Below are 14,688 nucleotides of genomic sequence, written 5' to 3' on the forward strand. Positions count from 1 at the left end.
CCGAGGTCTGTGCCTCCGTCGGTGCTCTAGAAAGAATGCCCTTCAGCATTCCGGCGAAGATCGGCCTCTACCATCATGCTGCAGAGCTGTTCCAGCGTTGTCTTTGGCTCCCAACCCAGCTTTTCTTTCGCGCGGGCTGGATTTCCGATCAGCAAGTCCACTTCCGCAGGTCTGTGAAACTTTGGATTTACGCGAACTAGCGTCTTGCCTGTCTTGATGTCGATACCAACTTCGTTCTGTTCCGAGCCTTCGAAGCGCAGCTCATACCCGGCAGCCTTGAAGGCCATATCGACAAACTCCCGGACTGTTTCAGTGCGATTGGTCGCCAACACGAAGCTATCGGGCTCGGGTGCCTGCAGCATGAGCCACATGCCTTCAACGTATTCCTTGGCAAAGCCCCAATCTCGCTTGGCGCCCAAATTGCCCAATTCGAGCACGTCGAGTTTGCCGAGCTTGATCTTGGCGACCGAATCGGTGATCTTGCGAGTGACGAATTCCCGGCCACGCAGGGGACTCTCGTGATTGAACAAAATACCGCTACACCCAAAGATGCCGTAGCTTTCGCGATAGTTGATGGTCATCCAATGCGCGAACAGCTTGGCGACGCCGTAGGGGCTGCGTGGATAGAACGGCGTTTCCTCGACCTGCGGGATTGCTTGTACCTTGCCGAACATCTCGGATGTTGATGCTTGGTAGAAGCGGATTTTGGGGTTGGTCAAACGGATCGCTTCGAGCAGGTGCAACGCGCCCATACCCGTGATTTGAGCGGTCGCATCGGGCTGGTTGAAGCTCACGCCCACGAAACTCTGTGCGGCGAGGTTGTAGACCTCGTCTGGAGCGGCTTCCTTCATCAGGGTTAGCGAGCTTCCGAGATCGGTAAGGTCGTACTCGATGAGGTGAAGATCGGGATTGTTCTGGATGCCCAACTCTTCAATGCGCCAAAAGTTCACCGAGCTCGTCCGCCGGTAAGTCCCGTAGACCACGTATCCCTTGGTAAGCAGTAGTTCTGCTAGATATGCGCCATCTTGACCGGTGATGCCGGTGACTACTGCACGTTTTTTCATGGAAACTCTCCGATACAAATGACGGTGATGCATTTGCAGTCACCAAACCCCTGGATTTTGCCCTAAAGCAACAGGCGTCCTCGAGCCGTACTTGCTGGCGCATGAGACTTAAAATCACGCGGACCCTCGAAGGTTGAGTGCGGACGGGCTGTCGAAGCAACTGCATCTGGAACATGCGTATCGACATCGCATCGCCGATATCGCCGTTGTGACGCCGCCGCAACTGTGCACTCAAAAAAAAAGTAGACCCACATGCTGATTTTTCCGCGGCCTTTTAAGAAGAACGAAGATCCCTCTCGCCGGGCACACAGTCGGTCGATGCCCTGTCTCCATCCGCTTTTGCGCGCGTCTTCCGACTAAGGGGCTGCATGGACGACCAACATCAAAAGCCACGCCTCGCACTTGACGCGCATGTGCTGGCCGAAGACGTAAAGACGGGTGTCTACAGGGTCTGCGACGAATTATTTCGAAGGCTGTATGCATCGCGCCGCTTCGAAACATATCTTTTCGTAAGAGACGGATATGCGCCGAGGATCCGAACATACCTGTCCGCGACGAAGATGGAAGCACGTGGTTATCAAAACCGCGCCACCCCGTCTGCGGATGCAGAGATCTTCCTTTCGCCGTTCACTGTTGCCCCCGTCGAGTGGCTGGCCGACAAGAATGTGCTCCACGCCCACATTGTCCATGATCTGATCGCCGTCTACCGACCCGAATATTTCGATGCCGAGACGGCAAAGAGCGTGGCAAGCATTTTTGCGAGCTTTGATGAGCGAACGCTTATTTTCGCGGTATCGGAGCACACGAAAAGAGATCTGCTCGAGTATCGACCCGATCTAAAGGCAGAACAGGTCACAGTGATGCCGCTTGCGGCTGGCGACCGGTTCCACCCATGTCGAGACAGCGCTGAGCGCGCGGCGGTGCGACAACGGTATGGCATTCCCCCAGGCGTGCGATATGTGCTCAGTCTCGCAACACTGGAGATCCGAAAAAATCTCGATCAGGTCGTCAATGCATTCGTCCAGTTGCTGGCGCGGGATCCATCCAGCGACATGCATCTGGTTCTGGCGGGAATGTCCGGCTGGAAGCTCGACAAACTCAACCAGGCTCTGGATGCTGCCGGCGGGTCGCGCGACCGGATCATCCTGACTGGGTTCGTCGACGATGCCGATCTATCTGCGCTCTATAGCGATGCCTTGTGTTTCGTATATCTTTCCCGCTACGAGGGGTTCGGTCTACCTCCCTTGGAAGCCATGGCCTGCGGTACGCCGGTGATATGTTCCAACGCGTCCTCCTTGCCCGAAGTCGTCGGCGATGCGGGTGTCGTGCTCGACGCTGATGACGTCGACGGAGTGGTAGAGGCAATCCGGCGAATCGCTGCCTCGGCGTCATACAGGGACATGCTGGCCTCAAAGGGACTTGAGCACGCGGCCTTGTTCAGTTGGGATCGAAGTGCTGGCATCGTTCTCGATGCGGTTGCTGCGGCGTATGCGCGGCATGCAGGGGCGTTTTTGCCGCAGGCTCCTGTGCCGGTGTCCGCTGGATCAACCAGTGAGAAAAAGGGCAGAAGGTATCTCAGAAGGGCGTTCAAGGGGTTGTGGTGGCTCGCAACCCCTTGGAGCATGCCCAAACGTATTTCATTCATGCGTGACCGAGCGCTGGCAGACGCGCGTGCCGCCGAGATGACGCTACTGGTCGAGCAGGAGCGGGCTCGCATCTCGTTGCGGCAGCGAGGCGCCAAGGTCGAGCCGCCCGAGCCACTCGATTTGTTCGACAACGATGCCGTTTCGCGCGCCGCCGGCCTTGCCTTGAGCGAGATTCTTTGGACGCCGATCAAGCCCGAAGAAGTGACGGATCGATGGTCTGCGGCACGATTCCTGATCGACTCCTGGCGTTCGCAGAAGGGCATTTGTGCGCAGTTCCCAAGGGGCTTGGAGGTAGCCGAATTGGGGTTGAGCCAGGACGCTTTGCGCCATGTGGAGGAGGCATTGAAGGCGGGCATTTCCGATCGGGCCCGCCAGGCATTTTTGGTCAACGAGACGCTAAATGCTGTGTTGCCGTACGGCTTGACGCCTGCGGGTATCAGGACTCTTTTTTCCTGGTTCATGCGAGGCGGTGCTCGCGGTGCAGGCCTGCGACTGGAAGAGGTTTGGTGGCTTTTCCTGGAGGCACAGGGCGACCCCGGGCGCGAGCTGATGCTGGCGCACTCTTTTTCGAGGACGTGGCAGCAACGCCACCCCGCCGGGTTGACAGTGTTTGGCAGAGTCAACTTCGCGCGATGGATCGTCGAAGAATACGGCGTCGAGGGACGGTGGACCGATCCTTCTTCGTGGCCGAAGTGGGGAACGCCGGCTTTGCAAATTCTCGCGGGCTATTGGGCAAGTCAGGAGTGGCGAGCGAAGTGGCCAAACGCTTTGAACGAGGAGGCGAGCGCTCGAGCATTGCTGGCATGGTTGGCCACTGAGGAGTCGGGGCTTTCGAAGGATGTATGCGATTGGTGTGCGCGACTCGATCAGGGAGCGATTGCGGTGCAACTAACAACAGCCGGCGTCAACGTCATTGGGCACTTTTGCTACCCGTCGGGGCTGAGGGTGTCGGCCGAATCGTTGGTGGAGGCTGCAAAGGCCGTGGGAGTTCAGGTATCTCTTCGCGACCTGAAAACCGAGGCTAACGACGATCCTCACCACGTCGACTTCCGTGGCATGGAAGTTCACGATGTAACCATAATCCATGCGCAGCCCGAACCGTTCTTCGGTGTGGCTTATGAGCGGTCGCAGGTCATCGAACGCAACCCTCGTACATATCGAATTGCGTACTGGTACTGGGAATTCGATTCCATTCCCGCCTCTTGGGCCGAGCACGCGCAAGCGGTGGATGAAGTATGGGCTGCAACAGAATTTGTCGCGCGTGGGTTGCGCGAGCGCCTTGACATCCCGGTGCGCACGCTGTTCCCAGGTATTAAGCTGGCCTCGTACGAAAAGCGGGGTCGAGCATATTTCGGCTTGCCCGAAGCGCCCTACACCTTCCTTTTCACCTTCCACATGATGAGCGTGATGGAGCGGAAAAACCCCCTGGGGTTAATACGCGCCTTCAGGGACGCTTTCGGCAACAGCGATTCGGTACGGCTGGTTTTGAAGACTTCTTTTGGGCACAAGCATCCCAAGCAATTTCAGCAGTTGCGCAAAGCCGCCAAGGGCGCCAATATCACCTTGATCGACCAAGTCTATAGCCCTGACGAGGTTTTGTCCCTGATGGACGCTTGCGATGCGTACGTCTCATTGCATCGGAGCGAGGGTTTGGGCTTGACGATGGCCGAGGCCATGCTGATGGGTAAGCCAGTCATTGCAACCCGCTTCTCTGGAAATGTCGACTTCATGGATGACGACAACAGCCTTCTCGTTCCATACGAGTTAGTCAAGGTGGGCAAGCCCATCCCTCCCTACGATGCTGACCTCGAATGGGCCGAGCCCTCAATTGAACATGCGGCAATGCTCATGCGGCGTGTCTTCGAGGACCAGGATTGGGCTCGCGAGGTAGGAGCCCGCGCCAAGGCAAGCGCGGAGGCGCACCTCTCGCTCGAGACGGCAGGTCGGCGGATGGCTGCGCGCATCGAAGAGATCCGGGCCCTGCGAAAGGCGGGCGACTGAAGAATGTGAATCCGCCCGACCTATTGTTCGACCACGCGCCCGTGCTCAAGGTGGATCACACGATTGCATTCTTTTGCGATCAGGTCTGGTGAGTGGGACGCGAGCACCAAAATGCCCGATTTCGACACTACATCGCGCATCCGTTGCTCGGCCTTCTCCGTGAACTCTGCATCGCCTACAGACAGCCACTCATCCATGAGCAAGATGTCTGCCTGCACGCTTGTTGAGATCGAGAACGCCAGCCGCATCATCATGCCCGTCGAATAGGTACGCACCGGCATGTTGACGTATTCGCCCAGTCCGCTGAATTCGCAGATCTCAGGCGTGAGTTGGTCAACTTGCTTCTTGCTCATGCCCATCACGAGTCCGCGCAGCATGATGTTTTCTATGCCCGTGGCGTCCATCTCGATGCCGAGCGAGGGGTCGATCAGGCTGGCAACCGTGCCCTGTCGGGTAAATTCTCCCGAGGACGGTTCGTACACGCCGGCAAGCGTACGCAGCAGCGTTGACTTGCCTGCGCCATTATGTCCCACCAAGCCGAGCCGGTCTCCGCTTTTGAGCTCAAGATTGATGCCGCTAAGCGCCTGAACGACGGTGACACCTGTTTCCTTGCCAAAGCGGCCGCCAGTCACGGAGGCCGCAAGAGTTTTCTTGAGGGAGTTGGCGCCGGCGCCGTAGATGGGAAAGTTAACGGCGACGTTTTTAAGTGAAATAAATGCCATGGATCAGAGCCAATAGACCACGCGGCGGCGGTACTTGGAGAACAGCAGAACGGCCACGACGAGGCACAGCGCCGTCCAGAACAGGATGCCGATCCAGCTGTGAATGTGCGCGACGCCGCCCATCAGCGGCGTGCGAAGAAGGTCGAGCATTTGCGCAAAAGGATTCCACAGCACGTACTTTGCGCGCCCCGGCAGGCTCTCGGGCAGCCAGAATACCGGCGTCAAAAACATCAGCATCTGCATGACACTGGTGACGATTTGCGTGACATCACGATAACGCGTGCACACCAGGCCGAGTAGAAGCCCGAGCGCGTGTGCGTTGATGATGAGGATGACAAATGCCGGCAGCACAAGCAGCACCGACCAGGACAGCGAAATGCCGGCCCAGATCGCCACCGGAATGTAGAGCACGATCTGATGGGCAAACTGGATCAGGTTGCGCGCCAGGCTGCGCCAGACGAACAGGCTGATTGGAAAATATCCCTGCTTGAGATAGTTGGAAGATCCTACGAACGCATTACACGCGTCCGTCACGATGCTGGAGAAAAAAGCCCAGAAGATGATGCCCAACGCAAGATGTGGAAAGAACCTCGAAAGTTCGGTGCCGAAGAGCGAACTGTACAGCGGCCCCATGCCCGCAATCATCACGCCCATGCTCAGTGTGAGCCACATGGGCCCCAGCATCGAGCGCCGGTAGCGCAGCACGATGTCGAACCAGGCGAGAGTCCACCAGATGTCGGTGCGACGGGTGCCCTGCCACCAGTCGGACCAGGCGCTGCGGTGGAGATTGGAATGAACTTGACTCATGTACGCCCGTAAGTGTCTGCAAGGCGGACGATATCGTCTTCGCCGAGGTATCCGCCGCATTGGACTTCGATGAGCACCAGCTCTTCGTCCCCGATATTGGTGAGGCGGTGTTTTTCCTTCAAGGGAATGTAGCGGTACTGGCCGGGAAGCGTCTCGTACTCGGTTTCTCCGATTTGCACGATGCCGCGACCCTGGACCATCACCCAGTGCTCTGCGCGCTGGTGATGATATTGCAGGGACAACGCTTCGCCGGGTTTGACCGTGATTCGCTTGACCTTGTAGCCTTCTTCTTCTTTGAGCGAGGCGTACGTCCCCCATGGCCGATGCACCACCGGCGGCAGGTGCACGGTATCGTGCTTGCGGGCCTTGAGCGCGTCGACGACTTTCTTCACTTTTTGTGCGCTGTCCTTGTGAAGCACGAGGAGCGCGTCAGGCGTATCGACAATCACGAGGTCATGAACGCCGACAGTGGCGACGACCTTCGGGCCATAGCTTTCCACCTGTACGTGCGTGCCGGTCGTGTCGAGAGCCACGACGTCGTCAGGAAATGTGTTGCCGCTGGCGTCGGCTATCAGCGCATTGGACACCGCGGGCCAAGATCCCACGTCGCTCCAGCTGAATTTTGCCGGCACCACATGGACATTCGAGGCGCGCTCCAGCACCGCGTAGTCGATGCTGATGTCCGGCTGCAAGCCAAAGGCGTGCAGATCGAAGTTGACGGAGGTGTCGGAGGTCTTGGCCGTGTCGAGTGCGTGCCTTGCCGCCCTGATCACGTCGGGTGCGTGGGTCTCGAGCGCCGCAATGATGGTGTCTGCCGTGAACGCGAACATGCCGCTGTTCCAGTAGTACCGCCCGGTGGCCAGGTACTTTTGTGCGGTCTCGAGGTCGGGTTTCTCGACGAAACGCTTGACCCCCTGGCTTTCGCGGGACACGTGCTCGACTTCGATGTAGCCAAAGCCCGTATCAGGGCTCGTCGGGCTCACCCCGAATACCACGAGCTTGCCTTCTTGCGCCAGGCGGAAGGCTTCCGTGGCGCTGGCCACGAAAGCATGCACATCGGGAACCAGGTGGTCCGCGGAAAGGACGAGCATCACCGTGTCGCCGCTGAACTGGCGCGCACATTGAAGTGCCGCCAGTGCAATGGCCGGGCCGGTGTTGCGCCCCTTGGGCTCGAGGAGAAACGTCGCGGCCGGCGGGTCGCTCATCTGGCCGAGAACGTCCTTCGTGAGGAACAGATGGTCCTTGTTGGTCACGACCATCAGGTCGCCGGTTCCGCATGCCTGTCCGCGCTCGACGGCCTGCTGAAGCAGTGTGGAATCGCCGATCTTCATGAATGGCTTGGGAAAAGCCTGGCGGGAAGCAGGCCAGAGCCTGGAGCCGGCGCCTCCCGAGAGCACCACTGAGAGTAGTCTCATTGTTTTCCTTTAGCTTTTTAACAAGGCAATTTTACGGGCAGCCCCTCGGCGGCACTTCGCGGGGGGGGCGGCGGCCGCAGGCTCCTCCTTTGTTGGCGCCGGTTGCGAAGATAATCCCAGCCGCAAAGCCAGACGATGCGGTGTTCGGGCACCGCTCGGTCTATTTCAGGCATTTCCTCACAAGCTCCGCTTTATCCCTCTCGGCGGGTGCGCAATCTCTATGAAATCTGTCTATCGATTCATCCTCGGCTTGGCCGGACTTTGGCAGGGCCCCGGAATGATGGGGCGCGTGCAGCGGGCATGGCGAATGTTCAAGAAGTCGGGTTGGCCGGGCATCCGCTGGGAACTCGGCCGGCGCATTGGCGGCTACAACGACTATTCGAAATGGGTGCGGCGCTACGACACGCTCACCCCCGAACTGCACGAAAAGATTGCGCAACGCGTAGCGGCAATGAAAAACCCGCCGCTGATCTCCGTGTTGATGCCCACCTACAACCCCAACCCGGCATGGCTGCGCGAAGCCGTCGAGTCGGTGCGTGGGCAGATCTACCCTCACTGGGAACTGTGCATTGCCGACGACGCGTCGCCATCGGCCGAGGTGCGCGAGATTCTCAAGTCATACAGCGAGACGGACCCGCGCATCAAGGTGGTGTTCCGTCCAAAAAACGGCCATATCTCGGCCGCTTCGAACAGCGCGCTGGAACTGGCTGCGGGCCCCTGGGTGGCGCTCATGGACCATGACGATTTGCTGCCTGCGCATGCGCTGTTCTGGGTGGCCGATTGCATTGTCGAGCACCCCGGCGTGCAGCTGATCTATTCGGACGAGGACAAGGTCGACGAAGCCGGTCATCGCTTCGGGCCTTATTTCAAATCCGACTGGAACGTCGATCTCTTTCGGTCGCAGAACATGTTCAGCCACCTCGGCGTGCTGTCCACCGGGCTCATGCGTTCGGTCGGCGGGTTTCGGGTGGGGCTCGAGGGCTCCCAGGACTGGGACCTGGTGCTGCGTTGCATGGAACGCGTGGAGCCGGGGCAGATTCAACACATTCCGCGCGTGCTCTATCACTGGCGCGTGCATGCCGAAAGCACGGCCCGCTCGATGACGGCCAAGCCCTATGCGGCCATTGCGGGCGAGCGGGCGCTCAACGAGCATTTCGTACGCACCGGCGTGCGCGCCACTGCCGAACATCTCGATTTTGGTTACCGGGTGCATTACGCCTTGCCTGATGTCTTACCGTTGGTTTCGGTGATCATCCCCACGCGCAATGCGTTGCAGCTGACTCGCCAGTGCATCGACTCCATCTTGCAGAAGACGAGTTATTCGCGCTATGAAATCATCATCGTCGACAACGGCTCCGACGATCCCGCCGCGCTGGCCTGGTTCAAGAGTGTTGCCGCGGACAACCCCAACATTCGCGTGCTGCGCGACGACCGGGACTTCAACTATTCGGCGCTCAACAACGGTGCGGCTGCCATCGCGCAAGGCGACGTGCTAGCGCTGGTCAACAACGACATCGAAGTCATTTCGCCCGATTGGCTGAGCGAAATGGTGAGCCTTGCGCTGCAGCCCGGCGTCGGTGCTGTGGGCGCGCGGCTCTGGTATCCCGGCAAGACCCTCCAGCACGGCGGCGTGATCCTGGGCGTGGGAGGCATCGCTGCGCATTCGCATCGCGGCATGCCGGCAGGAAGAGAGGGTTATGCAGGGCGCGCGGCGCTTATCCAGTCGCTCTCGGCCGTCACCGCCGCTTGCCTGGTGATCCAGAAAAGCCACTACCTGAAGGTTGGCGGCCTTGACGAGGTGCATCTCAAGGAGTCGTTCAACGACATCGATTTTTGCCTGCGGCTGCGCGAGGCGGGACTGCGCAACGTCTGGACGCCCTATGCGGAGCTGTTTCACCACGAGTCCGCGACCCGGTCCAAGAATGTGTCGCAGAAGAGAAAAGAGCAGTTCGAGGAAGAGGCTGCCTACATGCAGCAACGATGGGGCGAGCTGTTGAAGAATGACCCCGCCTACAGCCCGAACCTGATGCTCGCGCGCGAAGACTTCAGCTACGCCTGGCCGCCGCGCCTGGCGCCGGTCTGAAGATGCTGGATATTTCGGTCGCGCTTTGCACGCGCAACGGCGCGCGCTATGTGGCGGCGCAAGTGCGAAGCATCTGCACGCAGGACAGGCTTCCGCGCCAGATTGTGCTTTCGGACGATGGCTCGACGGACGAGACCATCGCCACCGCGCGCAGCACCCTGGCAGATTGCGGCGTCGCCGATCGCATCGAACTGGTCGTTTTCCAGAATTCCCCGGCACTGGGTGTCACCCGCAATTTCGAACAGGCCGTGCGGGCGTGCACCCATGAGCTCATTGCGCTGTGCGACCAGGACGACGTGTGGCACGCAGGCCGGCTGGCTCGCATGGCTGCGCGCTTCGAAGCAGAGCCCGAGTTGCTGCTGCTGCACACCGATGCCCGCCTGGTCGATGCCGAACTCGCACCGCTCGGCACTTCGCTTTTTCATGCGCTCGAAGTGCGCCCGGCTGAACTGGCGGCCATTGCAAATGGCAATGCCTTCGGCGTATTGCTGCGGCGCAACCTGGTGACCGGTGCCACGACCCTGCTTCGCAAGGATTTGCTCGCATCCGCGCTGCCGTTCCCGGAAGGCTGGGTGCACGATGAATGGCTCGGCGCCGTGGCCGCGGCCACCGGTCGCGTCGACGTGCTGGCGGAGCCGCTCATCGACTACCGGCAGCATGCAAGCAACCAGATCGGCGCGCGCCGGCCGACCCTTTCCGAAAAGATCGGCAAGGCCTTCGTCGAGCGCGGCGACAAGCACTGGGCCCGGCTGCGCAGGGCGGAGGCGCTTCTTGACCGATTGAGCGCCCTCGGCGCGAAGGTGCAACCGAAGTACGTCAAGGCCCAGCGCGCCAAGGTGGCGCACCAGCGCTTCAGGGCCGAATTGCCGCGCTCGAGGCTTGCGCGCCTCGGTCCGGTGATGCTGGAGGCCGCGCGCGGGCGTTATGACCAATTCGGCCGCGGCTGGCACGCGGTGGCGCAGGACCTGCTCGAGCGCGGGTAGTCGGTCGCCGGCACACTGGGCCGGGCTTAGCGAGTGCTCGCCTTCAGCCGCCTGTATCGCCAGAACGCACCCGAAGTCCACACCTTCAGCAAGCTGGTCACGTGCCAGTAAAGGTGCTTCTTGCTGCTGCGGCTGGCGCGCTGGGCCTCGTGGCGCGCCAGCAGGTCTTCTCCCACCTGCAGTTTCCAGCCCGCGAGTTGGGTCCGGGCGCAGATGTCGAAGTCTTCGCCGTACATGAAAAAGCGCTCGTCGAAGCCGCCGATCTGGCGGTAGGCATCGCTGCGAAAGAGCATGAACAGGCCCGGAATCCAGGCCGGCACCGCCGGGCGCGCATAGCCTGGCCTCCGACGGGTCACGATCTCGAGCGGTGTGATGATCTCGCGGTGCTGCTCGGGGCTGCTCTTGCCCGGCTCCAGGATGCGCGGCGTCAGCAGGCCGGCGTCAGGGGCAGCCTGTGCAATCAGCGGCGCCAGCACGTCGCCGTCGAAGCGGATGTCGGGGTTGAGCACCAGGAACCAAGGCGTATCGCAATGCTGGAACGCCTGGTTGTGGTTGGCGCCAAAGCCCTTGGGGCTGGCGTTTTCGATGCGCTCGACCGGAAAGCCCGATTCCTGGCCCGCCAGCACGCCGTCGGGCTCGGGAATGTTCAGCGTGAGCACTACCTTCGCAACCGACCCGCCGCTGAAGTGGCCGAGTTGCTCGAGCAGCGGCTTGATCAGCGCGAGCTGACCGTGGCTGACGATCGAAACGGTGATGGGGGGAAGGGTGGGGGAGGGCGCTGGCATGGTCTAATTTCGCTCGGGAATTCTAGAGTTCCCCAACACCCACACATGATTGCTCTGATCGTCATCAGTTTTTTTGCCTCTGCCTTTGCGGTGCAGCTGTTCATGCGCCGGGCGCGCAGGCATGCGCGGCTCTATGGCACGGACATGCCCCAGCGCTTCCACAAGGGCCATGTGCCGCGCCTCGGCGGCGCCGGCATCATGTTTGGAATGGGCGTGGCGTGGCTGGCGGCTGGCATCACCGGAACGGATCCGTTCAACGTGTCCTGGCCGGTCAAGGCGTCGATGCTCACGCTGCTGTGCATTGCGCCGGCCGTCATCGCCGGCATCGTGGAGGACGTGACGCAGAACGTCAGGGTGCGCTACCGGCTGGGGCTCACCATCGGCTCCGCCTTGCTGGCGTGCTGGCTGCTCGGGCTCAGCCTGTCGCGCACCGGCATCGAGACGGTCGACGGCTGGCTGGCGCTGGTTCCCTACGGCGCCGTGGTCTTCGCGGCACTTGCCATCGGCGGGCTGCCGCATGCCTTCAACATCATCGACGGCTACAACGGGCTCGCCGGCACCGTGGCGGTGCTGGTCTGCCTTGCCATTTCGCATGTGGCGCTGCAGGTGGGCGACCGCCAGCTTGCGGCGATGATGGTCTGCCTGGTGGGCGCCACCGTCGGCTTTTTGATCTGGAACTACCCGCGCGGCAAGATTTTTGCGGGCGACGGAGGGGCCTATGTGTGGGGCATGGTGATTGCCGTGGCCTGCGTCACGCTGGTTCAGCGGCATCGCGTGGTCTCGCCATGGTTTCCCATGCTGCTGCTGATCTACCCCGTCTGGGAGACGCTGTTTTCGATCTATCGGAAGCTCGCGCGAGGCCAGTCGCCCGGCACGGCGGACGCGCTGCATTTTCACCAGCTCATTTTTCGCCGCATTGTGCGGGTGGCCTTTGCAGACGACGAGGCTCGCCAATTGCTCGCCCGCAACAACCGGACATCTCCCTACCTGTGGATGTTTGCGGCGCTGTCGGTCGTGCCGGCCGTGCTGTTCTGGAACAACACCGTCGTGCTGATGCTCTTTTGCCTGCTGTTCGTCGCGACCTACGTCGGCGCGTACCTGATGATCGTGCGATTCAAGGTGCCGCGCTGGCTGCGTCCATGATGGCGCCCGGGACAGCCCGCTTGTTGCGACAATTTCATCTATCCACCGTTCTCACCGTTTTGGAGCCTGCCCGCCCATGACCGACCCCGTCCTGAACATTCCCCCGCGCGACAAGGCCGAGATCCTGGCCCAGGCGCTGCCGTACATCCGCAAGTTCCACGGCAAGACCATCGTCATCAAATACGGCGGCAATGCCATGACCGACCCGGCCCTGCAGGCCGACTTTGCCGAAGACGTGGTGCTGCTCAAGCTGGTCGGGATGAACCCGGTGGTGGTGCACGGCGGCGGCCCGCAGATCGAGGCGGCGCTCAACCGCCTGGGCAAGAAGGGCAGCTTCATCCAGGGCATGCGCGTGACCGATGCCGAGACCATGGAAGTGGTCGAATGGGTGCTGGCCGGCGAGGTTCAGCAGGACATCGTGGGCCTGATCAACCAGGCCGGGGGCAAGGCCGTGGGCCTGACCGGCCGCGACGGCGGCATGATCCGGGCGCAAAAGCTCAAGATGGCCGACCGCACCGACCCCAACCTGCACCACGACGTGGGCCAGGTCGGCGACATCGTCTCCATCGATCCCAGCGTGGTCAAGGCGTTGCAGGACGACGCCTTCATTCCGGTGGTCAGCCCCATCGGGTTCGGCGAGGAGAACGAGAGCTACAACATCAATGCCGACGTGGTCGCCGGCAAGCTCGCCACCGTGCTCAAGGCCGAGAAGCTCATGCTTCTGACCAACACGCCCGGCGTGCTCGACAAGGACGGCAAGCTGCTCACCAACCTGAGCGCGCGCGAAATCGACGACCTGTTTGCGGACGGCACCATCTCGGGCGGCATGCTGCCCAAGATCGAAGGCGCGCTCGATGCCGCCAAGAGCGGCGTGAACGCGGTGCACATCATCGACGGACGCGTGCCGCACGCCATGCTGCTCGAAATCCTGACCGACCAGGCCTACGGCACGATGATTCGCGCGCGCTGAGCCATCCGCTGCGGGTCTGGCTCAGCCCTCGTACCCGTTCGGATTGCCCTGCTGCCAGCGCCAGCTGTCCGCGCACATCTGGTCGAGGCCGCGATGCGCGCGCCACCCCAGCGTGGCCTGCGCGAGCGAAGGGTCGCCCCAATACGCAGGCACATCGCCGGCCCGGCGCGGGCCAATGTCGCAAGGAATCGTTCGCCCGCTCGCGCGCTCGAACGCATGCACAACCTCCAGCACTGAAGCGCCGCGGCCGGTGCCGAGGTTCAGCGTGACCAGGCCTGGATTGGCCTCCGCATGCCGCAGGGCTGCCACGTGTCCCTCGGCCAGGTCCATCACGTGCACATAGTCGCGCACACCGGTGCCGTCGGGCGTGGGGTAGTCGTTGCCGTGGATGACCAGCTTGTCTCGCTGCCCCACGGCCACCTGGCACACGAAGGGCATCAGGTTGTTCGGTTTTCCTTGCGGGTGTTCTCCGATGAGCCCGCTTTCATGTGCGCCGACAGGGTTGAAGTAGCGCAGCAGTGCAATGCGCCAAGCCGGTTCGGCGCGGTGCAAATCGGTGAACGCTTCTTCGACCATGTGCTTCGAACGGCCATAGGGGCTGGCGGGCCTGCAAGGTGCGTCTTCCGGAATGGGTGAATGGTCGGGTTCGCCGTACACCGTGGCGGACGACGAAAAAATCAGGGTCCGCACGCCTGCCTGCCGCATGGCCGAGGCAAGCACGAAGCTTCCGTGCACGTTGTTGTCGTAGTAGGCGAGCGGGTCGGCCACCGAGTCGCCGACCGCCTTGAGACCGGCAAAGTGGATCACGGCCGAGAATCGTTCGCTGCCCAGCACGTGGTCGAGCAGGGCCCTGTCGCGCACGTCGCCTTCGATCAGCCGGGGCGCGCTGCCCGTGATCTGGCGCAAGCGTTCCAGCACCCGCACGTCGCTGTTGCCCAGGTTGTCCAGGATCACCGGCACATAGCCGGCCGCGGCCAGCGCCACGCACGTGTGGCTGCCAATGAATCCAGCCCCACCGGTCACCAGTACGCTGTTGGCCATGAAAAACTCTTTACTTTGTAAGGTAGGT

11 protein-coding genes are annotated in these 14,688 nt (G+C 61.4%); 5 read left to right on the plus strand and 6 right to left on the minus strand.

Translation table 11 applies throughout. From position 1 onward, the window contains the following. Positions 1–26: 26 nt before the first annotated feature. Positions 27–1,064 (minus strand): GDP-mannose 4,6-dehydratase, encoded by a 1,038-nt coding sequence (gmd, locus tag QHG62_RS22060; RefSeq protein ID WP_281147779.1) that lies wholly within the window; start codon positions 1,062–1,064, stop codon positions 27–29. A gap of 368 nt (positions 1,065–1,432) precedes the next feature. Between gmd and QHG62_RS22065 the strand changes: the two genes are divergently transcribed. Beyond that, complete coding sequence (locus QHG62_RS22065; protein ID WP_281147780.1) at positions 1,433–4,711, plus strand: glycosyltransferase; 3,279 nt, start codon at positions 1,433–1,435, stop codon at positions 4,709–4,711. A 20-nt stretch (positions 4,712–4,731) separates the two neighbouring features. Here QHG62_RS22065 and QHG62_RS22070 read toward each other — a convergent pair whose 3' ends face one another. The 3 genes from QHG62_RS22070 to QHG62_RS22080 are packed head-to-tail and all read right to left on the minus strand — an operon-like array spanning position 4,732 to position 7,655. After that, a complete protein-coding gene (locus tag QHG62_RS22070; protein ID WP_157611922.1) occupies positions 4,732–5,433 on the minus strand; it encodes an ABC transporter ATP-binding protein in 702 nt (233 codons plus the stop codon). Positions 5,434–5,436: 3 nt separating this feature from the next. Continuing rightward, a complete protein-coding gene (locus QHG62_RS22075; RefSeq protein WP_281147781.1) occupies positions 5,437–6,240 on the minus strand; it encodes an ABC transporter permease in 804 nt (267 codons plus the stop codon). After that, a complete protein-coding gene (locus QHG62_RS22080; protein ID WP_281147782.1) occupies positions 6,237–7,655 on the minus strand; it encodes a mannose-1-phosphate guanylyltransferase/mannose-6-phosphate isomerase in 1,419 nt (472 codons plus the stop codon). Before QHG62_RS22080 ends, QHG62_RS22075 begins: the two co-directional genes overlap by 4 nt. A gap of 220 nt (positions 7,656–7,875) precedes the next feature. Between QHG62_RS22080 and QHG62_RS22085 the strand changes: the two genes are divergently transcribed. Together QHG62_RS22085 and QHG62_RS22090 are read left to right on the plus strand one after the other, a co-directional pair. Continuing rightward, entirely contained in the window at positions 7,876–9,738 is a 1,863-nt protein-coding gene (locus QHG62_RS22085) for a glycosyltransferase family 2 protein (protein WP_281147783.1), read from the plus strand. 2 nt (positions 9,739–9,740) lie between these two features. Next, positions 9,741–10,721 carry a glycosyltransferase family 2 protein gene (locus tag QHG62_RS22090; protein ID WP_281147784.1) on the plus strand — a complete coding sequence of 327 codons (981 nt, stop codon included), beginning with the start codon at positions 9,741–9,743 and terminating at the stop codon, positions 10,719–10,721. Positions 10,722–10,747: 26 nt separating this feature from the next. Here QHG62_RS22090 and QHG62_RS22095 read toward each other — a convergent pair whose 3' ends face one another. Then, complete coding sequence (locus tag QHG62_RS22095) at positions 10,748–11,506, minus strand: glycosyltransferase family 2 protein (RefSeq protein ID WP_281147785.1); 759 nt, start codon at positions 11,504–11,506, stop codon at positions 10,748–10,750. Between the two features lie 45 nt (positions 11,507–11,551). Here QHG62_RS22095 and QHG62_RS22100 point away from each other — a divergent pair, with 45 nt between their 5' ends. After that, positions 11,552–12,649 (plus strand): glycosyltransferase family 4 protein, encoded by a 1,098-nt coding sequence (locus QHG62_RS22100; protein WP_281147786.1) that lies wholly within the window; start codon positions 11,552–11,554, stop codon positions 12,647–12,649. A 76-nt stretch (positions 12,650–12,725) separates the two neighbouring features. Next, complete coding sequence (gene argB, locus QHG62_RS22105; RefSeq protein WP_093021615.1) at positions 12,726–13,619, plus strand: acetylglutamate kinase; 894 nt, start codon at positions 12,726–12,728, stop codon at positions 13,617–13,619. 21 nt (positions 13,620–13,640) lie between these two features. Here the strand turns inward: argB and galE are convergent, their stop codons facing one another. Continuing rightward, a complete protein-coding gene (gene galE / locus QHG62_RS22110; RefSeq protein ID WP_281147787.1) occupies positions 13,641–14,660 on the minus strand; it encodes a UDP-glucose 4-epimerase GalE in 1,020 nt (339 codons plus the stop codon). Between the last annotated feature and the right edge of the window lie 28 nt (positions 14,661–14,688).

This window comes from Variovorax paradoxus (assembly GCF_029919115.1).
GTDB classification, from domain to species: Bacteria; Pseudomonadota; Gammaproteobacteria; order Burkholderiales; family Burkholderiaceae_C; genus Variovorax; species Variovorax paradoxus_O.

Excerpts from the sequence above, each read along its gene's own strand:
- gmd (WP_281147779.1), bottom strand. The coding sequence starts at position 1,064 with ATGAAAAAACGTGCAGTAGTCACCGGCATCACCGGTCAAGATGGCGCA.
- QHG62_RS22070 (WP_157611922.1), bottom strand. The coding sequence starts at position 5,433 with ATGGCATTTATTTCACTTAAAAACGTCGCCGTTAACTTTCCCATCTAC.
- QHG62_RS22090 (WP_281147784.1), top strand. The coding sequence starts at position 9,741 with ATGCTGGATATTTCGGTCGCGCTTTGCACGCGCAACGGCGCGCGCTAT.
- QHG62_RS22065 (WP_281147780.1), top strand. The coding sequence starts at position 1,433 with ATGGACGACCAACATCAAAAGCCACGCCTCGCACTTGACGCGCATGTG.
- QHG62_RS22095 (WP_281147785.1), bottom strand. The coding sequence starts at position 11,506 with ATGCCAGCGCCCTCCCCCACCCTTCCCCCCATCACCGTTTCGATCGTC.
- QHG62_RS22075 (WP_281147781.1), bottom strand. The coding sequence starts at position 6,240 with ATGAGTCAAGTTCATTCCAATCTCCACCGCAGCGCCTGGTCCGACTGG.
- QHG62_RS22085 (WP_281147783.1), top strand. The coding sequence starts at position 7,876 with ATGAAATCTGTCTATCGATTCATCCTCGGCTTGGCCGGACTTTGGCAG.
- argB (WP_093021615.1), top strand. The coding sequence starts at position 12,726 with ATGACCGACCCCGTCCTGAACATTCCCCCGCGCGACAAGGCCGAGATC.
- QHG62_RS22100 (WP_281147786.1), top strand. The coding sequence starts at position 11,552 with ATGATTGCTCTGATCGTCATCAGTTTTTTTGCCTCTGCCTTTGCGGTG.
- galE (WP_281147787.1), bottom strand. The coding sequence starts at position 14,660 with ATGGCCAACAGCGTACTGGTGACCGGTGGGGCTGGATTCATTGGCAGC.
- QHG62_RS22080 (WP_281147782.1), bottom strand. The coding sequence starts at position 7,655 with ATGAGACTACTCTCAGTGGTGCTCTCGGGAGGCGCCGGCTCCAGGCTC.